General features: G+C 66.3%; 20 protein-coding genes. 14 read left to right on the top strand and 6 right to left on the bottom strand.

What is annotated here, in order from left to right:
- Positions 1-5: 5 nt before the first annotated feature.
- The 6 genes from gudD to ACSFCA_RS14545 all read right to left on the bottom strand — a co-directional run bounded on the left by gudD (position 6) and on the right by ACSFCA_RS14545 (position 5,812).
- Complete coding sequence (gene gudD / locus ACSFCA_RS14520) at positions 6-1,367, bottom strand: glucarate dehydratase (protein WP_435459960.1); 1,362 nt, start codon at positions 1,365-1,367, stop codon at positions 6-8.
- A 16-nt stretch (positions 1,368-1,383) separates the two neighbouring features.
- Positions 1,384-2,370, bottom strand: a complete 987-nt coding sequence (locus tag ACSFCA_RS14525) for a Bug family tripartite tricarboxylate transporter substrate binding protein (protein WP_435459961.1) — start codon at positions 2,368-2,370, stop codon at positions 1,384-1,386.
- A 5-nt stretch (positions 2,371-2,375) separates the two neighbouring features.
- The gene (locus ACSFCA_RS14530) at positions 2,376-2,825 is read right to left on the bottom strand and encodes a nuclear transport factor 2 family protein (protein ID WP_435459962.1); all 450 of its coding nucleotides are present in this window, start codon (positions 2,823-2,825) and stop codon (positions 2,376-2,378) included.
- 45 nt (positions 2,826-2,870) lie between these two features.
- Complete coding sequence (gene kdgD, locus ACSFCA_RS14535; RefSeq protein ID WP_258353885.1) at positions 2,871-3,782, bottom strand: 5-dehydro-4-deoxyglucarate dehydratase; 912 nt, start codon at positions 3,780-3,782, stop codon at positions 2,871-2,873.
- A gap of 52 nt (positions 3,783-3,834) precedes the next feature.
- Entirely contained in the window at positions 3,835-4,833 is a 999-nt protein-coding gene (locus tag ACSFCA_RS14540; protein WP_258353884.1) for a Bug family tripartite tricarboxylate transporter substrate binding protein, read from the bottom strand.
- A gap of 112 nt (positions 4,834-4,945) precedes the next feature.
- Positions 4,946-5,812, bottom strand: coding sequence for a FadR/GntR family transcriptional regulator (locus tag ACSFCA_RS14545; RefSeq protein ID WP_258353883.1), 867 nt, complete (start codon positions 5,810-5,812; stop codon positions 4,946-4,948).
- A 224-nt stretch (positions 5,813-6,036) separates the two neighbouring features.
- Here ACSFCA_RS14545 and ACSFCA_RS14550 point away from each other — a divergent pair, with 224 nt between their 5' ends.
- From ACSFCA_RS14550 to grpE, 14 genes are all read left to right on the top strand, one after another.
- A complete protein-coding gene (locus ACSFCA_RS14550) occupies positions 6,037-6,852 on the top strand; it encodes an NAD-dependent epimerase/dehydratase family protein (protein ID WP_435459963.1) in 816 nt (271 codons plus the stop codon).
- A complete protein-coding gene (locus ACSFCA_RS14555) occupies positions 6,842-7,732 on the top strand; it encodes an SMP-30/gluconolactonase/LRE family protein (protein WP_435459964.1) in 891 nt (296 codons plus the stop codon). The genes ACSFCA_RS14550 and ACSFCA_RS14555 overlap by 11 nt, the downstream gene beginning before the upstream one ends.
- Before the next feature lie 38 nt (positions 7,733-7,770).
- The gene (locus tag ACSFCA_RS14560) at positions 7,771-8,748 is read left to right on the top strand and encodes a TRAP transporter substrate-binding protein (RefSeq protein ID WP_435459965.1); all 978 of its coding nucleotides are present in this window, start codon (positions 7,771-7,773) and stop codon (positions 8,746-8,748) included.
- 64 nt (positions 8,749-8,812) lie between these two features.
- Entirely contained in the window at positions 8,813-9,301 is a 489-nt protein-coding gene (locus ACSFCA_RS14565; protein WP_093051376.1) for a TRAP transporter small permease, read from the top strand.
- Positions 9,302-9,307: 6 nt separating this feature from the next.
- Positions 9,308-10,603: a TRAP transporter large permease gene (locus ACSFCA_RS14570; protein ID WP_093051379.1), complete on the top strand. Its 1,296-nt coding sequence runs from the start codon at positions 9,308-9,310 to the stop codon at positions 10,601-10,603.
- Between the two features lie 14 nt (positions 10,604-10,617).
- Positions 10,618-12,201, top strand: coding sequence for a galactarate dehydratase (gene garD / locus ACSFCA_RS14575; protein WP_435459966.1), 1,584 nt, complete (start codon positions 10,618-10,620; stop codon positions 12,199-12,201).
- A gap of 34 nt (positions 12,202-12,235) precedes the next feature.
- Positions 12,236-12,997: an SDR family NAD(P)-dependent oxidoreductase gene (locus ACSFCA_RS14580; RefSeq protein WP_435459967.1), complete on the top strand. Its 762-nt coding sequence runs from the start codon at positions 12,236-12,238 to the stop codon at positions 12,995-12,997.
- 80 nt (positions 12,998-13,077) lie between these two features.
- Positions 13,078-14,055, top strand: coding sequence for a Bug family tripartite tricarboxylate transporter substrate binding protein (locus ACSFCA_RS14585; RefSeq protein WP_435459968.1), 978 nt, complete (start codon positions 13,078-13,080; stop codon positions 14,053-14,055).
- 11 nt (positions 14,056-14,066) lie between these two features.
- Positions 14,067-15,134 carry a lactonase family protein gene (locus ACSFCA_RS14590; RefSeq protein ID WP_435459969.1) on the top strand — a complete coding sequence of 356 codons (1,068 nt, stop codon included), beginning with the start codon at positions 14,067-14,069 and terminating at the stop codon, positions 15,132-15,134.
- 36 nt (positions 15,135-15,170) lie between these two features.
- Positions 15,171-16,166: a Bug family tripartite tricarboxylate transporter substrate binding protein gene (locus tag ACSFCA_RS14595; RefSeq protein ID WP_258353876.1), complete on the top strand. Its 996-nt coding sequence runs from the start codon at positions 15,171-15,173 to the stop codon at positions 16,164-16,166.
- Between the two features lie 104 nt (positions 16,167-16,270).
- A complete protein-coding gene (gene asd, locus ACSFCA_RS14600) occupies positions 16,271-17,122 on the top strand; it encodes an archaetidylserine decarboxylase (RefSeq protein ID WP_258353875.1) in 852 nt (283 codons plus the stop codon).
- A gap of 136 nt (positions 17,123-17,258) precedes the next feature.
- A complete protein-coding gene (locus tag ACSFCA_RS14605; RefSeq protein ID WP_258353874.1) occupies positions 17,259-17,690 on the top strand; it encodes a winged helix-turn-helix transcriptional regulator in 432 nt (143 codons plus the stop codon).
- 84 nt (positions 17,691-17,774) lie between these two features.
- The gene (locus ACSFCA_RS14610; RefSeq protein WP_013540334.1) at positions 17,775-18,125 is read left to right on the top strand and encodes an FKBP-type peptidyl-prolyl cis-trans isomerase; all 351 of its coding nucleotides are present in this window, start codon (positions 17,775-17,777) and stop codon (positions 18,123-18,125) included.
- A 151-nt stretch (positions 18,126-18,276) separates the two neighbouring features.
- Positions 18,277-18,852, top strand: a complete 576-nt coding sequence (grpE, locus tag ACSFCA_RS14615; RefSeq protein WP_435459970.1) for a nucleotide exchange factor GrpE — start codon at positions 18,277-18,279, stop codon at positions 18,850-18,852.
- Positions 18,853-18,920: the final 68 nt, after the last annotated feature.

Consider the following 18,920-nt stretch of genomic DNA (forward strand, 5'->3'; position numbering starts at 1 on the left):
TTCCTTCAGCGGACCATGCACGGTCGCTTGTTGTCGAAAGTCCAGTTGGGAATCAAGTATTGCATTGCCTGCGCGTCGTTGCGCGCGCCAAGGCCATGCTTCAGGTACAGCTGGTGCGCCTTCTCGACTTCGTCCATGTCGAGTTCGATGCCAAGGCCACCACGCGTCGGCACCCTAACGAAGCCACCTTCGATTTGCAATGGCGCCTTCGTCAGGCGCTGGCCGTCCTGCCAGATCCAGTGCGTGTCGATGGCAGTTACCTTGCCCGGCGCGGCCGCCGCCACGTGCGTGAACATCGCCAGCGACACGTCGAAGTGGTTGTTCGAATGCGAGCCCCAGGTCAGGCCCCAGGCCTGGCACAGCTGCGCCACGCGCACCGAGCCCTGCATGGTCCAGAAATGCGGATCGGCCAGCGGAATGTCGACCGACTGCAGAGAGAGGCTGTGCACCATCTCGCGCCAGTCGGTGGCGACCATGTTGGTTGCGGTCGGCAGGCCGGTGGCGCGGCGGAACTCGGCCATTACCTCGCGGCCGGAGAACACGCCTTCGGCGCCGCACGGGTCTTCTGCATAGGCCATCACGCCGTGCAGGTCGCGGCACAGGCGGATCGCGTCCTGCAGCAGCCAGCCGCCGTTCGGATCGAGCGTGACGCGCGCCTTCGGAAAGCGCTCGTGCAGCGCGCGGATGGCTTCGACTTCTTCCTCGCCGCGCAGCACGCCGCCCTTGAGCTTGAAATCGGTAAAGCCGTAGCGCGCATGCGTAGCCTCGGCCAGGCGCACGATGGCTTCGGGCGTCATGGCTTCTTCATGGCGCAGGCGGAACCAGTCGTTGTCGGCGTTGGGGTCGGTCTCGTACGGCAGATCGGTCTTCTTGCGATCGCCCACGTAGAAGAGGTAGCCGAGCATCTGCACCGCGTCGCGCTGCTGGCCTTCGCCGAGCAGGGCCGCCACGGGTACTTCGAGGAACTGGCCGAGCAGGTCGAGCAGCGCGGCCTCGACGGCCGTCACCGCATGGATGGTCACGCGCAGGTCGAAGGTCTGCTGGCCGCGGCCGCCGCTGTCGCGGCCGGCAAAGGCGCTGCGCAGGCTGTTGAGCACCGCGTTGTGCCGGCCGATCGGCTGGCCGACGATGAGGCCGCGCGCGTCTTCGAGCGTCTGGCGAATCTTCTCGCCGCCGGGCACTTCACCCACGCCGGTGTGGCCGGCGCTGTCGGTCAGGATCAGCAGGTTGCGCGTGAAGAACGGGCCGTGCGCGCCGCTGAGGTTCATCAGCATGCTGTCGTGGCCCGCGACGGGAACCACGCGCATGCCGGTGACGACGGGTGCGCCCGACACGACTTTGGAAACAACGGATTCAGGACTTGTCATCTTCGGGCTCGGTGCCTCAGTCTGCGGTGATGTGGCGGGTGTCGATCAATGTCTTCCATCGCGCCCATTCGCGCAACTGGAAGGCGGTGAATTCTTCAGGCGTGCTGGCAACGATTTCCAGGCCCTGGTCGAGCATGCGCTTCTTCGTCTCGGGGTCTTGCATGGCGGCGATCGCGGCGTCGCTCAGCTTTTTCTTCACGGCAGGCGGCAGGCCCTTGGGCGCAGCCATGCCTTGCCAGGAGTAGACCTCTGCGCCCTTCACGCCGGCTTCGGCCAGCGTGGGCACGTCGGGCAGCACGGGCGAGCGCTTGTCGCCCGTGACCGCAATGGCGCGCAGCTTGCCCGCACGGATGTGCGGCAGCACGGCATTCACGTTCTGGAACGAGAAATCGACCTGGTTGCCCAGCAGGTCGTTGACCGCCGGCGCGCCGCCCTTGTAGGGCACGTGCACGCCTTCGGTCTTGGTCTGCTGCCAGAAGAGTTCGGCCGAGAGATGGTCGGACGAGCCGTTGCCCGAGCTCGCGAACGAGACCTTGCCCGGCATCTTGCGCAGCAGTGCCAGTACGTCGGCCACCGTGTGCTCGGGCCGCGCGACGTTGGCGACGAGCACGTTGGGCGCCTGCACGGGCACGCTGATGTAGTCGAAGTCTTTGGTCGCGTCGTAGGGCACGCCCTTCTGCAGGTGCGGCGTGACGACGAAGGCGCCGAGCGAGGACACCAGCAGCGTGTAGCCGTCAGGCGCCGCGCGCTTGACGAAGCCGGTGCCGATGGTGCCTGTGGCGCCAGGCCGGTTGTCGACGACGAAGCTGCCGCCAAGCTTGGTCTGCATCTGCAGCGCGATTGCGCGCGCCACCATGTCGGTGGAGCCACCGGCCGGGAACGGCACGATGATGGTCACCGGCTTCTGCTGCGGCCATGCATCGGCTTGCGCCGAGGCATGCAGAGGCAGCAACGCGGCCGAGGCAGCCGCAAGGGCCGCGGCAAGAAGGAGTCTCTTCGTCATGCGGACTAGATCCTCACGGCCTGGCGGGCGAGCAGCTTCCAGCTTCCGCCTTGCTTCTGCCAGACGCCGAGGATCTTCAGCGCCACCTTGCCGGGCTTGCCCGAGTCGTTGGTGTCGGCCGTGAGCGTGTGGCGCACGATGGCCGTGTTGGCATCGACCACCTTGATGGTCTGCTCGGTGATGGCGATGGACGCGAAGTCGGATTTGCCGTCGAGCAGGTCGCTGATGAAGCTGGCCTTGGTGTCGACCTTGCCGCCCGAGTGGCCGTAGCTCAGGTCGTCGGCCACCAGCGCGCCGAGTGCGGCTGGGGTCGGGTCGACCATCGCGATGCGCAGGCGTTCGGCGGCGGCAGCCACCTCGGGCGCGGCCGATGCCGCACTGCCCGCGGGCATCATCGAGCAGGCCGAGAACAGGGCTGCCGAAGCGGCAATCAGGAAAAGTTTCTTGAGGAACATGGCGTCTTGTCTCCGTTGTTGTTTGTGGTGTTCGACGCTGCGGGCTTACTGCGGGCCGAGCGCGTCGATCAGCGCCTTCAGCTGTTCCATCTCTGCGGGCTTCAGGTCGGTGAGCGGTGCGCGCACGGGGCCTGCGTCATGGCCGACGATCTTTGCACCGGCCTTCACGATGCTCACGGCATAGCCCGGCACGCGGTTGCGCAGCTCGAGGTAGGGCATGAAGAAGTTCTTCAGCAGGCGGTGCTGCGTCGGCAGGTCGTCGGCGGCCACGGCCTTGTAGAAATCCATGGCGGTCTTCGGAATGAAGTTGAAGACGGCCGACGAATACACCGGTGTGCCCATTGCCTTGTATGCGGCGGCATAGACCTCCGCCGTGGGCAGGCCGCCCAGGTAGGCGAAGCGGTCGCCCATCTTCTGGTAGATGGCGACCATGGCTTCGATGTCGCCCACGCCGTCCTTGAAGCCGACGAGGTTGGGGTTGCGCTCGGCCAGGCCGGCCAGCGTGTCGGGCTTCAGGCGGCTGGTGGCGCGGTTGTAGACGATCACGCCGAACTTCACGCTCTTGCACACGGCTTCCACGTGCGCGGCCAGGCCTTCCTGGCCGGCTTCGGTGAGGTAGTGCGGCAGCAGCAGGATGCCGTGCGCGCCGGCCTTCTCTGCAGCCTGCGCGCACTGGATGGCAAAGCGCGTGGGACCACCGGCGCCGGCAATGATCGGCACCACGCCGCGGCAGGTGTCCACTGCGGTCTTGATGATGCCGGGGTACTCCTCGCCGGTGAGCGAGAAGAACTCGCCCGTGCCGCCGGCCGCGAACAGTGCGCTCGCGCCGTAGGGGGCGAGCCATTCGAGGCGCTTGGCATAGCCCGCCGGGTTGAAGTCGCCGTTGCTGTCGAAGTCGGTCAGCGGAAACGAGAGCAGGCCGGAGCCCATGATGGTCTTGAGTTCTTGCGGGTTCATCGGGAATCGTCCAGTGAAGATTTGAAAAAAGAAAAAGGGGTGAAGCAGCCGGTCAGTCGAGCCTGACGTTGGCTTCCTTGATGACTTGCGCCCAGCGCGCGCGCTCCTTGGCGAAGAACTGGTCTTGCTCCGGCGCGGTCATGGTCACGACCTCCGCGCCCTGTCCCGCGAGGCGGGCCCGGATGTCGGGCGTGCGGATGATGCGAACCAGTTCCTTGTTGAGCCGGGCGATCACCGCGTCGGGCACGCCGCGCGCCGCGACCACGCCCTGCCAGGTGCCCGACTCGTAGCCGGGCGCGCCCTGCTCCGCGATGGTCGGCACGTTGCCGATCAGCGGCATGCGTGTGGCCTTGGACACGGCAATCAGCTTGAGCTTGCCGGCCTGCACCTGCGGGTAGGTCGCGAGCATGCCGTTCATGAGCACCTGCGTCTGGCCCGACACGGTGTCGAGCACGGCCTGCACGCCGCCCTTGTAGGGCACGTATTCCCACTTGGCGCCGACCTTGCGCTGCAGCTCGATGCCCGCCAGATGCGCGGTGCTGCCGCTGGCGGTAACGGCAAAGTTGAGATCGCTTTTCTTCGAGAGCTCGACCAGTTCCTTCAGCGTGCTGGCCTGCACCGAGGGGTGCACCACCAGCAGGTGCGGCGAATAGGCCAGCATGGACACGCTGCGCAGGTCCTTCGACGGATCGAAAGGCAGCTTGGGGTACAGCGACGGGCTGATGGCCAGCGCGCCGAGGTCGCACAGCATCAGCGTGTAGCCGTCGGCCGGCGCCTTGGCCAGCAGGTCGGCGCCGAGGTTGCCGTTGGCGCCCGCGCGGTTGTCGATGATTACCGACTGGCCCAGCGCCTCCGACAGCGGCTGGCTGATGGCCCGCGCAATGATGTCGGACGAGCCGCCCGGCGGGTACGGAACGATGATCCTGATCGGCTTCGAGGGCCAGTTGCCGGTGCCGCCCTGCGTGCCCTGCGCAATGGCGCGCAGAGGCAGGCTGGCGGCCAGCGTCGTGGCCAGTGCAGCGCCAAGTGCGCCGCGTCGGTTGATGGACATGCTGTCTCCTGTTGTTCGATGGTCGTCATGACTGCGCACGGCTGGTCGCGCGAGTTATCAGTCATCGTACAACTAGAAAAACAACTTGTCCAGCGTGCCGGACAAGAAAAACTCAGCGGGAGGGAGCGTCGTCAGGCGACGGTGCGGCGGCACCCGTGCCGGCGGCCGCATCGGCCTTCGCCTTCTGCTGCGCGGCCTCTTGCGCCATGCGCAGCCGCTCGCGGCTGTTGGTCAGGTGGATGCGCATGGCAGCGCGCGCCGACTCGGGATCGCGGCGCGCGATGGCCGCATAGATTTCTTCGTGCTCGCGATTGACGCGGCTCAGATAAGGCGCGCCGCCGCCCTCGTGCGTTCGGATGGCGCTGATGCGCGTGCGCGGAATGAGCGTGGTGCCAAGGTGCCGCATGATGTCGGCGAAATACGGGTTGCCGGTCGACTGCGCGATCTGCAGGTGAAAGCGGAAGTCGGGCGCCACCGTATCCCCTGCCACCGCCACGTTGTGCTCGAAGTCGTCGAGCGCCTGGCGCATGGCGACCAGTTGCTCGTCGGTGCGGCGGGTGGCGGCGAGGCCGGCTGATTCGGTCTCCAGGCTGATGCGCAGTTCCAGCACGGCCAGCACGTCCACCGAAGCGGCGATCTCGCCCGGGTCAAGGCGAAACACCCCGCCCGCACGCGGCTGCAACACGAAGGTGCCCACGCCGTGCAGCGTCTCGACCAGCCCGCCGGCCTGCAGCTTCGACAGCGCCTCGCGCACCACGGTGCGGCTCACGCCATAGGCCTGCATGATGGCCGACTCGGTCGGCAGCTTGTCGCCGGGGCGCAGCGACTGGTTGCGGATCTTCTCGCCCAGGTCTTCCACCAGCCCATGCGCCAAGCCGCGTGCGCGCTGGCGCGGGCGGCCCACGAAAGCGGCGGACGCCGCTTCTGCCGGCGCTTCCGCTTCCGATATCAAGGGATTACCCGCAGTCGTCTGAACCATGGCCACGATGATAATCCTCAAACTAGTTGTACGACAACAGATAACTTATCACTCAACTCCTGGCGCCGCCGGCCATTCCGCCAGCGGCTTTCCGGTCTCCACGGCACCGACATGCAGCGCCCTTTCGACCTTGCTCCGTCGGCATCGTACCGGCCGCTTTCAGAAAAGCACCGTGACGGCGGGCCCTCGGAAACCATGACTCTTCCGTGTATGGACAGGCAACGATGAACGACAACAAGATGAACCGCCTCCTCCTGACCGGCGCGGCCGGCGGCCTGGGCAAGGTGCTGCGCGAGCGGCTCAAGCCGTATGCGAACGTGCTGCGCCTGTCGGACATCGCCTCGCTGGCTCCGGCCGCCGATGCGAGCGAGGAAGTCGTGCCCTGCGATCTTTCCGACAAGGCCGCGGTGCATGCGCTGCTCGAAGGCTGCGACGCCATCGTCCACCTGGGCGGCGTCTCGGTCGAGCGCCCGTTCGAGGAAATCCTCGAGGCCAACATCAAGGGCATCTTCAACGTGTACGAGGCTGCGCGCCGCCATGGTGTGAAGCGCGTGGTGTTCGCGAGCTCCAACCACGTGATCGGCTTCTACAAGCAGAGCGAGCACATCGACGCGCATGCCGTACGCCGGCCCGACGGCTACTACGGCCTGTCGAAGTCCTTCGGCGAGGACATGGCGCAGTTCTACTTCGACCGCTGGGGCATCGAGACCGTGAGCATCCGCATCGGCTCGTCGTTCCCCGAGCCGGCCAACCGCCGGATGATGAGCACCTGGCTCAGCTACCGCGACCTGACCTCGCTGATCGAGAAGTCGCTGTTCACGCCCGACGTGAAGCACACCGTGGTCTACGGCGTGTCGAACAACCGCGACGTGTGGTGGGACAACAGCGCGGCCGCGCACCTGGGCTTCGTGCCGCAGGACAGCTCGGAGGTGTTCCGCGACAAGGTCGAGGCACAGCCGCCCGTCGCGCCGACCGATCCGAATGCGATCTACCAGGGCGGCGCCTTCACGGCCCAGGGCCCATTCGGCGATGAACGCTGAACTCGTTCTCGACGCACGCAACGGCACCGGCGAAAGCCCGGTGTGGCATGCGGTCGAACAGGCGCTCTACTGGGTCGATATTCCCGCGCGCACGCTGAACCGCTGGCATGCGGGCGAAGGCCATGCGAAGTGGACGGCGAACGAAATGATCGCCTGCATCGCGCCGCGCGCCGACGCGCAGGGCGAATGGATCGCCGGCATGGAAAGCGGCCTGTTCTCGCTGAAGCCGCAGGCCGACGGCACGCTGGCCGCCACCTTGCTCGCCCCGGTCGAGCACGCGGCCCCGGCCATGCGCTTCAACGATGGCCGCTGCGACCGCCAGGGCCGCTTCTGGGCCGGCACGATGCTGCTAGACATGGCGGCGGGCGCGCGCGTCGGCCGCCTCTACAGCTACGGCAAGGGCGACAGCAGCGCCACCCTGTGCCTGGACGACCTCATCGTGCCCAACGGCCTGGCCTTCAGCCCCGACGGCCGCACGATGTATCTCTCGGATTCGCACCCCACGGTGCAAGCCGTCTGGGCCTTCGACTACGACACCGAAACCGGCACGCCCGGCAACCGCCGCCTCTTCATCGACATGAAGCCCCTGCCCGGCCGCCCCGACGGCGCCGCCATGGACACCGACGGCTGCTACTGGATATGCGGCAACGACGCGGGCCTGGTGCACCGCTTCACGCCCGACGGCCGGCTCGACCGCTCGCTCGAAGTGCCGGTGAAGAAGCCCGCGATGTGCGCCTTCGGCGGCCCGGCCCTCGACACCCTGTTCGTTACTTCCATACGACCCGGCGGCATCGACCTGTCGGACCAGCCATTGGCCGGCGGCGTATTCGCCCTGCGGCCCGGCGCCCAGGGCGTTCCGGAGCCGACGTTCGGCGCCTGACCTTTTTTCGACAACCACCAAGCAAGAGGATGAGACAAATGAAATTCACCAAGACCCTGATCGCACTTTCCGCGTGCGCCGCAGCCGCGCTGACCACACTGACTGCACACGCCACCGAGTTCCGTTCGGCCGACATCCACCCCGACGACTACCCCACCGTGACCGCGGTGAAGTTCATGAGCGAGCGCCTGAAGGCGCTGTCGGGCGGCAAGCACAGCATCAAGGTGTTCAACAACAGTTCGCTCGGCAGCGAGAAGGACACGATCGAGCAGACCAAGATCGGTGCGCTGCAGATGGTGCGCGTGAACATCGCGCCCATGAACAACATCTGTGCCGAGACGCAGGTGCCGACCATGCCCTTCCTGTTCCGCTCGGTCGACCACCTGCACAAGGTGCTCGACGGCCCGATCGGCGAAGAGATCCTGAAGTCGTGCGAGAAGCAGGGCTTCATCGGCCTGGCCTACTACGACAGCGGCGCGCGCTCGATGTTCACGGCCAAGAAGCCGGTGCGCACCTTCGCCGACATGAAGGGCCTGAAGGTTCGCGTGCAGCAGTCCGACCTGTGGGTGTCGATGCTCGAGGCCATGGGCGCCAACGCCACGCCAATGCCCATGGGCGAGGTCTACACGGGCCTGAAGACCGGTCTGATCGACGCCGCCGAGAACAACTACCCCACGTATGAGAGCGCGCGCGCCTTCGAAGTGGCCAAGTACTACAGCAAGACCGAGCACTCGATGGCGCCCGAGATGCTGCTGTTCTCCAAGCGCGCGTGGGACAAGCTCTCGACCGAAGAGCAAGGCTGGATCCGCCAGGCCGCCAAGGAATCGGTGCCCTACATGCGCAAGCAGTGGGAAGAGCGTGAAGTGAAGTCGCTGGCCACGGTGAAGGCCGGCGGCGCGGAGATCATCGAAGTCGACAAGGCTCCGTTCCAGGCAGCGATGAAGCCGGTGTACGACAAGTTCATCACCGACGCGAAGCTGAAAGACCTCGTCAAGCGCGTGCAGGAAACGAAGTAAGCCCACCCTCGTCGATTCGACCCGCTCCCCTCCTTCCCCCTCGGGGGAAGGGCAAAGAAAATCTATGTACACCAAACTTTGCCGCACCCTCGCACGTGCCTGCATGTGGTTGGGCATCTTCGGCCTCGTCGCGGTGATCTGCGCCGTGAGCTGGCAGGTGTTCGGCCGCTACGTGCTCAACAACACCCCCACCTGGGCCGAAAGCCTCGCGCTGCTGCTGGTGCTCTACGTCACCATGCTCGGCGTGGCCGTGGGCGTGCGCGACGCGGGCCATATCGGACTCGAATCCTTCCTCGTGCTCGCGCCCGACTGGCTGCGACTGAAGATGGAATACCTCATCCACGCACTGATCCTGCTGTTCGGCATTGCCATGGCCTGGAACTGCGCCTCGCTCGCCGAATCGGTGTGGGACTACAGATTGCCCACGCTCTGGATCTCCGAGGGGTGGAAGTACGTGCCCGCCGCCGTGTCGGGCGTCCTCATCGTGATGTTCTCCATCGAACACATCATCGCGCTCGCCCAAGGCCGCGAAGTCGAACCTGCCTGGGCCTGAGCCACCATGACCATTCCTCTGCTCATTCTCTGCATCTCGTTCACGCTCTTCCTGCTGCTGGGCGTGCCGGTCGCTTTTTCCATCGGCCTGTCGGCCCTTGCCACGCTGCTCTATGAAGGACTGCCGCTGGCAGTCGGCTTCCAGCAGATGACCTCCGGCATGGGGATCTTCTCGTTCCTGGCCATTCCGTTCTTCATCTTCGCCGGCGAGCTGATGCTCTACGGCGGCATTGCGGACCGCATCGTCAACCTGGCGCGCGACCTCGTGGGCCACGTGCGCGGCGGCCTCGGCATGTCGAACGTGGTGGCCTGCACGCTGTTCGGCGGCGTCTCGGGTTCGCCCGTGGCGGACGTCTCGGCCATGGGTGCCGTGATGATCCCGATGATGAAGAAGGAGGGCTATCACGCCGACTACGCAGTCAACGTGACGACCCATGCGGCACTGGTCGGCGCGCTGATGCCGACCAGCCACAACCTGATCATCTATTCGCTCGCAGCAGGCGGCAAGGTGTCGATTGCGGCGCTGATCCTGGCGGCGCTGCTGCCGGCAGCAGTTCTCACCATCAGCAACCTCGCGGCCGCCTACCTGGTGGCGGTGAAGCGTGGCTACCCGGCCGGCAGCTTCCCGGGCTGGTCCATCGTGGCGCGCTCGTTCGCGGCAGCGCTGCCGGGCCTGTTCATCGTGGTGCTGATCCTGGGCGGCATCCTGTCGGGCGTGTTCACAGCAACCGAGTCTGCGGCGGTGGCGGTGCTGTATGCGCTGGGCCTCACGATCTTCGTGTACCGCACGCTGAAGTGGGAGCACTTCATCAAGGCGGCCTCGAAGGCGGTGCGCACCACGGGCGTGATCCTGCTGCTGATCGGCATCTCCAGCACCTTCGGCTACCTCATCAGCCTGTACGGCGTGGCCGAGCTCACGGGCGAGATGCTGTCGCAGGTAACCAGCACACCATGGGTGATCTTCCTGCTGATCAACATCATCCTGTTCGTGCTCGGCACCTTCCTGGACATGGCGGCCACCATCCTGCTGTGCACGCCGATCTTCCTGCCCATTGCCCAGCACTACGGCATGACCTCGGTGCAGTTCGGCATCGTGATGCTGATCAACTGCGCGCTGGGTCTCAACACGCCGCCGGTGGGCACGACGCAGTTCGTCGGCTGCGCGATCGGCGGGGTATCGGTGGGCACGGTGATGAAGACCATCTGGCCGTTCTACGGGGCATTGATCTTTGCGCTGGGAGTAGTCACATTCGTTCCCGCGTTCTCGACCTGGCTGCCCAGCATGTTCATGGTCGTGAAGTAAGCAAGGAGCCCACGATGTCCGAACCCACCCGCCCACCGCTCTACATCCGCATCCACGCGGCAGACAACGTGGCCATCGTCGCGAACGACGGCGGGCTGAAGGCCGGCGCGGAGTTCGCCGACGGCCTTCGGCTGGTGGACAACGTCCCGCAAGGCCACAAGGTCGCACTGGTCGACCTGGCCGAAGGCGACGCCATCCGCCGCTACGACGTGGTGATCGGCTACGCATTGAAGGCGCTGCCGCGCGGCAGCTGGGTGCACGAGCGCGTGATGCGCATGCCGACCGCACCCGAGCTCGACGGCCTGCCCATCGCCACGGTCAAGCCCCCTGTCCTGCCGCCGCTGGAGGGCTACACCTTCGAGGGCTACCGCAACGCCGACGGCTCGGTGGGTTCGCGCAACATCCTGGCCATCACGCAGACGGTGCAGTGCGTGGCCGGCGTGACCGACTTCGCGGTGCAGCGCATCAAGGCCGAACTGCTGCCGAAGTACCCGAACGTCGACGACGTGGTGGCGCTGGCGCACACCTACGGCTGCGGAGTGGCCATCGACGCGCCCGATGCCATCGTGCCGATCCGCACGCTGCGCAACATCAGCCTCAACCCGAACTTCGGCGGCGAGGTGATGGTGGTGAGCCTGGGCTGCGAGAAGCTGCAGCCCGAGCGGCTGCTGCCGCCGGGGAGCATTCCCATCGTCGACAAGCGCGGCGAAATCGAAGGCAAGGAAGGTGACGCGGAACTCGACGTGGTCTGCCTGCAGGACGACGAGCACGTCGGCTTCATGTCGATGATCGATTCGGTCATGCGGCAGGCCGAGGAACACCTCGCGCGGCTCAACAAGCGCAGGCGCGAAACCGTGCCCGCCAGCGAACTGGTGGTGGGCGTGCAGTGCGGCGGCAGCGACGCCTTCTCGGGCGTCACCGCCAATCCCGCCGTTGGCTTCTGCACCGACCTGCTGGTGCGCGCGGGCGCCACCGTGATGTTCTCGGAAGTGACCGAGGTTCGCGACGGCATCGACCAGCTCACCTCGCGCGCATCCACGCCCGAGGTGGCCGAGGCCATGATCCGCGAGATGGCCTGGTACGACGCCTACCTGGAAAAGGGCCGCGTCGACCGCAGCGCCAACACCACGCCGGGCAACAAGAAAGGCGGGCTGTCGAACATCGTCGAGAAGGCGATGGGCTCCATCGTCAAGTCGGGCTCGGCCCCCATCACCGGCGTGCTCGCGCCCGGCGAGAAGGCAACGCAGAAGGGCCTGATCTACGCCGCCACGCCGGCCAGCGACTTCATCTGCGGCACGCTGCAGCTGGCGGCCGGCATCAACCTGCACGTGTTCACCACCGGCCGCGGCACGCCCTACGGGCTGGCCGAAGTGCCGGTGATCAAGGTCGCCACGCGCAGCGACCTCGCACGCCGCTGGCACGACCTGATGGACGTGAACGCGGGCCGCATCGCCGATGGCGACGCCACCATCGAGGACATCGGCTGGGAGATGTTCCACCTGATGCTCGACGTGGCCAGCGGCCGCAAGAAAACCTGGGCCGAGCACTGGAAGCTGCACAACGCGCTGGTGCTGTTCAACCCGGCCCCGGTCACCTGACTCTTTTCATTCCCTTCAGACACGGAGCGACGACATGGAAGACCTCAAGGACAAGACCGCGCTCGTCACCGGTGCCAGCACCGGCATCGGTGCCGCGGTGGCCATCGCATTCGCCGCACGCGGCATGCGCGTGGCGGTGCACTACAACAGCTCGGCCGATGCAGCGAACCGCGTGGTCGACACCATCCGCGCGGCCGGCGGCACGGCCTTTGCGCTGAAGGCCGACGTGCGCGACACGGCCGCGATCCGCGACTGCGTGAAGCAGACCGCGGCGCAGTTCGGCCGCATCGACGTGCTGGTGAACAACGCCGGCAGCCTGGTCAAGCGCGTGCCCATCGCAGAGTTCGACGATGCGCTGTTCGACGAGGTGATGCACATCAACGCGCGCTCGGTGCTCGCGTTCTGCCGCGAGGTGGTTCCGCTGATGCGCATGCAGGGTGGCGGCAACATCATCAACGTGACCTCGGTTGCTGCGCGCACCGGCGGCGGGCCGGCCGCGTACCTGTACGCGGGCTCGAAGGGCTTCGTGAGCACGGCAACGCACGGCCTGGCGAAGGAACTGGTGGGCGACCGCATCCGCGTGAACGCAGTGGCGCCGGGCGTCATTCAGACGCCGTTCCAGGACCGCTTCTCGACGCCCGCGATGCTGGAGAACTTCCGCGCCAGCATTCCGATGGGCCGCATCGGCGAGCCCGAGGAATGCGTGGGCGCGTTTCTTTATCTCGCCTCGGAGCAGCTCTCGGGCTACGTCACCGGGCAGGTGATCGAGGTGAACGGGGGCCAGTACATGCCCTGACGCACGAGGACAGTGAGGAAGCCCACAGAGGAAACACCCCGGGGCTGAAGGATCAGATCAACAACGGAGACAAAGACATCATGAAGAGAAGCCAACTTCTTCGCGGCATCGCCGCCCTCTCGGCCACGGCCGCGCTCTCGCTCGGGCTGGTCACGCCGGCCGCGGCGCAGGCAGATTTTCCGAACCGCACGATCGAACTGCTGGTGCCCTACCAGCCCGGCGGTGGCACCGACGGCCTGGCGCGCGCATTCGCCGAGGCGAGCCGCAAGCACATCTCGCAGAGCATCGTGATCGTCAACCGCCCCGGTGCGGGCGGCGCCATCGGCTGGACCGAAGTGATCAACGCCAAGCCCGACGGCTACAAGCTCGCGGTGCTCACGGTCGAGCTGCTGACGCTGCCGCACCTGGGCCTGGCCAAGTTCAACTACGACGACTTCCAGCCCATCGCACAGCTCAACGCCGACCCGGCCGCGATCACGGTGAAGGCCGATGCGCCGTGGAACACCATCGAGGAGTTCCTGGCGGCCGCGAAGAAGTCGCCAGAGAGCGTGCGCGTGGGCAACTCGGGCAACGGCTCGATCTGGCACCTTGCCGCCGCGGCGCTGGAAGACAAGACCGGCGCCAAGTTCGGCCACATCCCGTTCCAGGGCGCGGCACCCGCCGTGCTGGCGCTGCTCGGCGGCCACATCGAAGCCGTGGCGGTGAGCCCGGCCGAAGTAACGACGCACGTGCAGGGCGGCAAGCTCAAGGTGCTGATGGTGATGGCCGACAAGCGCGTGAAGGGCTTCGAGAAAGTGCCTACCGCCAAGGAGCGCGGCATCGACCTGTCGATCGGCACCTGGCGCGGCCTCGGCGCGCCGAAGAACACACCGCCCGAAGTGATGGCGAAGCTGCGCGAGATCACCGCGAAGACTGCCGCCGAGCCGCTGATGCACGAGGTGATGGACAAGCAGAACCTTGGCTATGTCTACACCGACGGCGCCGTGTTCAAGGAAACGCTGGCGAAGGACAACGTGTACTTCAAGCAGCTCATCACCAAGCTCAACATCAAGCCCTGAGCCGCACAGCCATGAAAAAAACAACCATCGCATCGCTGCTGTGGCTGGCCGCCATCGGCCAGGCTTCGGCCGCGACCTGGGTCTATGTGTCGAACGCCGACAGCCAGGAAATCTCGGTGCTCGAACTCGACCGTGCCCAGGGCGCGCTCAAGCAGGTGCAGACGCTGAACGTCGGCGGCACGGTGATGCCGATGGTTGTGAGCCATGACAAGCGCATGCTGTATGCCGCACTGCGCTCGCAGCCCTTTCGCGTGACCGCGCTGTCGATCGACGGCGCCACCGGAAAATTGCAGAAGCTCGGCGAGGCGCCGCTGGCCGACAGCATGGCCAACATCGACCTGGACGCGAGCGGCAAGTGGCTCTTCGCGGCCTCATACCAGGGCGGCAAGATCACGGTCAACGCCGTCGGCAAGGACGGCGCGGTGGGCCCCATTCACCAGCTGATCCAGACCGGGCCCAACGCGCACGCGATCCATGCGGACGCGAGCAACCGCTTCGTGCTCGCCACCAGCCTAGGCGGCGACAACGTGTCGAGCTGGCGCTTCGATGCGGAAAAAGGATTGCTGTCGCCCAACGATCCGCCGCTGACCACCACCGCCGCGAAGGCGGGGCCGCGCCACTTCGTCTGGGACAAGGCCCAGCGCCATGTCTATCTGCTGGACGAACTCGACGCGGCGCTGCACGTGTTCGCGTGGGATGCCGCGCGCGGCACGCTCAAGCTCGAACAGAGCACGACCACGCTGCCCGCCGGCTTCACCGGCAAGCCCTGGGCCGCCGACCTGCACCTGACGCCCGATGGGCGCTACCTGTACGCGTCGGAGCGCACGACGAGCACGCTGTCGACGTTCAAGGTCGATGCCGCCACGGGACAACTGCAGCCGCTCGGGCAGACCCCGACCGAGAAAACGCCGCGCGGCTTCGCCATCGATGCCACCGGGCGCTACCTGATCGCCGCGGGGCAGGAGTCGAACGGCATCTCGCTCTACACCATCGACGCCGCCACCGGCGCGCTGGGCAAGCCCCAGCACCTGGACGTGGGCAAGAACCCGAACTGGATCGAGATCGTCGACATGCCCTGACGGGCGCCGCACCACACATTAATAGGAGACCTTCGCATGCAACGCCGCACACTCATTCGCACCGCCCTCGCCTCTTCGCTCGCCGCCGGTCTTCCGGTGGCCTTCGCGCAGAGCAGCAACAACTGGCCGACGGGCAAGGCCATCACATATCTCGTGCCCTTTCCCGCGGGCGGCACCACCGACGTGCTGGGCCGGCTGATCGGGCAGAAGCTCGGCACCGTGCTGGGCACGAGCGTGATCATCGACAACAAGGGCGGGGCCGGCGGCAGCGTTGGCTCCGAAGTCGGCGCGCGCGCGGCGCCCGATGGCTTCACGCTGATCGGCGGCACCATCAGCTCGCACGCAATCAACGTGAGCCTGTATCCGAAGATCGGTTACGACCCGCAGAAGTCATTCGCGCCGGTCACGCTGATCGGCACCAACCCGGTGGTGCTGGTGGTGAATCAGGCGAGCCCGTACAAAACCTTGAAGGATGTGATGGCCGCGAGCAAGGCCAAGACGGGCGGGCTCTCGTCGGCCTCGGCCGGCACGGGCACCTCGCAGCATCTGGCGCTGGAACTGCTGGCCTTCAAGTCGGGCGTGAAGTTCACGCACATTCCGTACAAGGGCAGCGGCCCGGCGATCCAGGACGTGATCGGCGGACAGGTCGACATGATGTTCGACACCACGGTGGTCGCGGGCCCGCACATCCAGAGCGGCAAGCTGCGCGCGATCGCCGTCACATCGTCGAAGCGCCTGGCCTCGATGCCCGACGTGCCGACGGTGGCCGAGTCGGGCGTGCCGGGCCTGCAAGACTTCGAGGTGGTGTCGTGGCAGGCGATCTTCGTGCCCGCGGGCACGCCGGCGCCCGTGGTCGACCGGCTGCACACCGAGATCCGCAAGATCCTTGCAACGCCCGAGATGCAGGACAAGCTCAAGGGCTTCGGCATGGAGCCGACCGACCTGAGCACCACGCAGATCGCGGCGTTCCAGAAGGCCGAAGTGGAGAAGTGGGCGCAGGTGATCAAGGCGGCGGGCATCAAGGCCGACTGACCGGCTGACGGCGGGCCGGGCGAACCAAGGGAAGCTTCCTACGCCCCGGGGGAGAAGCGCTTTATAGAATGCCCCTCCGATTCCGCATTCCAGGCCTTCCCCACGTGTCCGACCGCTCTGCCGTACTGCCCCAATACCTGTTCCCCAAGCAGGCCCTGACCAATTTCGCCGGCTGGGTTGCGGGCAAGGAACGGGGCGCCGTGACGACGTGGATCATCCGGCGCTTCGTGGCCAAGTACGGCGTGGACATGGGCGAGGCGCTGGAGTCGGACATCCAGCACTACAAGAGCTTCAACCAGTTCTTCACGCGCGCGCTCAAGCCCGGTGCGCGGCCGCTCGCGCAGGCTGACCTGGTCTGCCCCGTGGACGGCGCGATCAGCCAGTTCGGCGCGATCCAGGGCGACCAGATCTTCCAGGCCAAGGGCCACAACTACACAACCACCGCACTGGTCGGCGGCGACGCAGCGCTGGCCGCGAAGTTCGCGCACGGCAGCTTCGCCACGCTGTACCTGAGCCCCAAGGACTACCACCGCATCCACATGCCTTGCGACGGGCGGCTGGTGCGCATGATCCATGTGCCGGGCGACCTGTTCTCGGTGAACCCCACCACGGCGCGCGGCGTGCCCGGCCTGTTCGCGCGCAACGAGCGAGTGGTGTGCGTCTTCGAATCGGCGCACGGGCCCTTCGTGCTGGTGCTGGTGGGCGCCACCATCGTCGGCAGCATGGCCACCGTGTGGCACGGCGTGGTCAATCCGCCGCGCGTGGGCGAGCTGCGCGAGTGGCACTACACCGACCAGCAGATCGACATCCGCAAGGGCGACGAGATGGGCCGTTTCTTGCTCGGGTCGACGGTCGTCATGCTGTTCCCGGCGCCCGCGCTGGCCTTCAACCAGGACTGGTCGCCCACACGCGCGATCCGACTGGGCGAAGCCATGGCCAACTACACCAATTTGTGAGTGTTTGTCTCACAACCCGCATGCAGCATGCCCTGACAGCTATAAAACTAGTAGCATCCTCCTCGATTGCGCTATAGTCGCCGGCCAACGAGACGGTTCATACCAACCACAAGAACGCTTCGAGGAGATGATGTCGATGAGTACCAAGGAAAACGCAGCCGTCAGCCAGTTGCTCGCCCTGCTCGAAGCCCGCTACGCACTGCGCGTGCTCTGGGCCCTGCGCGACGGCCATGCGCAGACCTTCCGGCTGCTTCAGGACAGCGTGGGCAGCATCACTCCCAACACGCTCAACACCCGCATCAAGGAACTGCGCGAGGCCGGCATCGTCGGCCACGGCAGCGACGGCTACAGCCTCACGCTCAGCGGGCAAGACCTGCTCAAGCGCCTTTCCGACCTGCAGGCCTTTGCCGGTAAATGGCAACTGGGACAACTCAAGAAAGCGGCGGCACCCGCAGCGGTCGCACCGCCCGCCGCGGCGGTTTCTCCAGCGGTCGCGCCCGCTTCGGCCCCAGTGGCAGCGCCTGCGTCCACACCCGCGCCCCCCTCCGACGACACCAGCCAGAGCTGACGGACCACAGGCCGGCCTTCCCGGCATCGGTAAACTCCGCGCCTTCGATCCACTGATCTCACATCGACGCAAGGAGCGTTTCTCATGCCTACCACTCCCTCCGGCCTGCAATACGAAGACACCGAAGTCGGCACCGGCGCCGAAGCCAAGGCCGGCCAGCACGTGCACGTGCACTACACCGGCTGGCTCTACAACGACGGCGTGCAAGGCGCCAAGTTCGATTCGAGCCGCGACCGCAACGACCCGTTCGCGTTCTCGCTGGGCGCGGGCCAGGTCATCAAGGGCTGGGACGAAGGCGTGGCCGGCATGAAGATCGGCGGCAAGCGCACGCTGATCATTCCCGCATCGCTGGGCTATGGCGCTCGCGGCGCCGGCGGCGTGATCCCGCCGAACGCCACCCTGAAGTTCGACGTCGAACTCCTGGACGCACACTGAGCATTCGAGCCGGCGGCTCCAAGGCCCGATTCCGGGCCTTTTTCATGCCTCCGCGGCCCTTTTGGCCGCGTTTTTTCGCTTGAAATGCTTTGGGCCAGCCCCATGTGGCTGGCTAACGTTTGTTTTCCGGCACATGCCGGTTCTTTGAAAAATGTCTGACCCGCAACAATCCGCACAGAATTCTCAAATGCTGCAAGGCGAGCCAAGCCCCGAAGAACTGGAGGCTGCGCACGCCGCCAATGAAGCCGAGGCGCTCGACGCCCTGGCCGTGGCACAAGGCGAACTCGCCGCCCTGCAGACCAAGAATGCCGAACTGGCCGACCAGTACCTGCGCGCCCAGGCCGATGTGCAGAACGCCCGTCGCCGCGCCGACGACGAGATCACCAAGGCCCGCAAGTTCGCCGTCGAGGCCTTTGCCGAGAGCCTGCTGCCGGTGACCGACAGCCTCGAAGCCGGCCTGGCCATCAAGGACGCCACCCCCGAGCAGATCCGCGAAGGCGCCGAAGCCACCCTGCGCCAGCTCAAGAGCGCACTCGAACGCAACAAGGTGATCGAAGTGGCCCCCGCGCCCGGCACCAAGTTCGACCCGCACCAGCACCAGGCCATCTCGGTGGTGCCCGCCGTCGACCAGGAGCCGAACACCGTGGTGAGCGTGCTGCAGAAGGGCTACACCATCAACGACCGCGTGCTGCGCCCGGCGCTGGTCACGGTCAGCGCGCCGAAGTAACCGGCTCGCATCGGCACACAAGATTCCCACAGGAAATCCCCGCTTCATACCTTGAATCGCGACGGGTT

The sequence above is a fragment of the Variovorax multivorans genome (assembly GCF_051216835.1).
Taxonomy (GTDB): Bacteria; Pseudomonadota; Gammaproteobacteria; order Burkholderiales; family Burkholderiaceae_C; genus Variovorax.

Bases quoted from the DNA above. Each gene is read 5' to 3' on its own strand.
- gudD (WP_435459960.1), bottom strand. From the start codon at position 1,367: ATGACAAGTCCTGAATCCGTTGTTTCCAAAGTCGTGTCGGGCGCACCC.
- ACSFCA_RS14525 (WP_435459961.1), bottom strand. From the start codon at position 2,370: ATGACGAAGAGACTCCTTCTTGCCGCGGCCCTTGCGGCTGCCTCGGCC.
- ACSFCA_RS14530 (WP_435459962.1), bottom strand. From the start codon at position 2,825: ATGTTCCTCAAGAAACTTTTCCTGATTGCCGCTTCGGCAGCCCTGTTC.
- kdgD (WP_258353885.1), bottom strand. From the start codon at position 3,782: ATGAACCCGCAAGAACTCAAGACCATCATGGGCTCCGGCCTGCTCTCG.
- ACSFCA_RS14540 (WP_258353884.1), bottom strand. From the start codon at position 4,833: ATGTCCATCAACCGACGCGGCGCACTTGGCGCTGCACTGGCCACGACG.
- ACSFCA_RS14545 (WP_258353883.1), bottom strand. From the start codon at position 5,812: ATGGTTCAGACGACTGCGGGTAATCCCTTGATATCGGAAGCGGAAGCG.
- ACSFCA_RS14550 (WP_435459963.1), top strand. From the start codon at position 6,037: ATGAACGACAACAAGATGAACCGCCTCCTCCTGACCGGCGCGGCCGGC.
- ACSFCA_RS14555 (WP_435459964.1), top strand. From the start codon at position 6,842: ATGAACGCTGAACTCGTTCTCGACGCACGCAACGGCACCGGCGAAAGC.
- ACSFCA_RS14560 (WP_435459965.1), top strand. From the start codon at position 7,771: ATGAAATTCACCAAGACCCTGATCGCACTTTCCGCGTGCGCCGCAGCC.
- ACSFCA_RS14565 (WP_093051376.1), top strand. From the start codon at position 8,813: ATGTACACCAAACTTTGCCGCACCCTCGCACGTGCCTGCATGTGGTTG.
- ACSFCA_RS14570 (WP_093051379.1), top strand. From the start codon at position 9,308: ATGACCATTCCTCTGCTCATTCTCTGCATCTCGTTCACGCTCTTCCTG.
- garD (WP_435459966.1), top strand. From the start codon at position 10,618: ATGTCCGAACCCACCCGCCCACCGCTCTACATCCGCATCCACGCGGCA.
- ACSFCA_RS14580 (WP_435459967.1), top strand. From the start codon at position 12,236: ATGGAAGACCTCAAGGACAAGACCGCGCTCGTCACCGGTGCCAGCACC.
- ACSFCA_RS14585 (WP_435459968.1), top strand. From the start codon at position 13,078: ATGAAGAGAAGCCAACTTCTTCGCGGCATCGCCGCCCTCTCGGCCACG.
- ACSFCA_RS14590 (WP_435459969.1), top strand. From the start codon at position 14,067: ATGAAAAAAACAACCATCGCATCGCTGCTGTGGCTGGCCGCCATCGGC.
- ACSFCA_RS14595 (WP_258353876.1), top strand. From the start codon at position 15,171: ATGCAACGCCGCACACTCATTCGCACCGCCCTCGCCTCTTCGCTCGCC.
- ACSFCA_RS14605 (WP_258353874.1), top strand. From the start codon at position 17,259: ATGAGTACCAAGGAAAACGCAGCCGTCAGCCAGTTGCTCGCCCTGCTC.
- ACSFCA_RS14610 (WP_013540334.1), top strand. From the start codon at position 17,775: ATGCCTACCACTCCCTCCGGCCTGCAATACGAAGACACCGAAGTCGGC.
- grpE (WP_435459970.1), top strand. From the start codon at position 18,277: ATGTCTGACCCGCAACAATCCGCACAGAATTCTCAAATGCTGCAAGGC.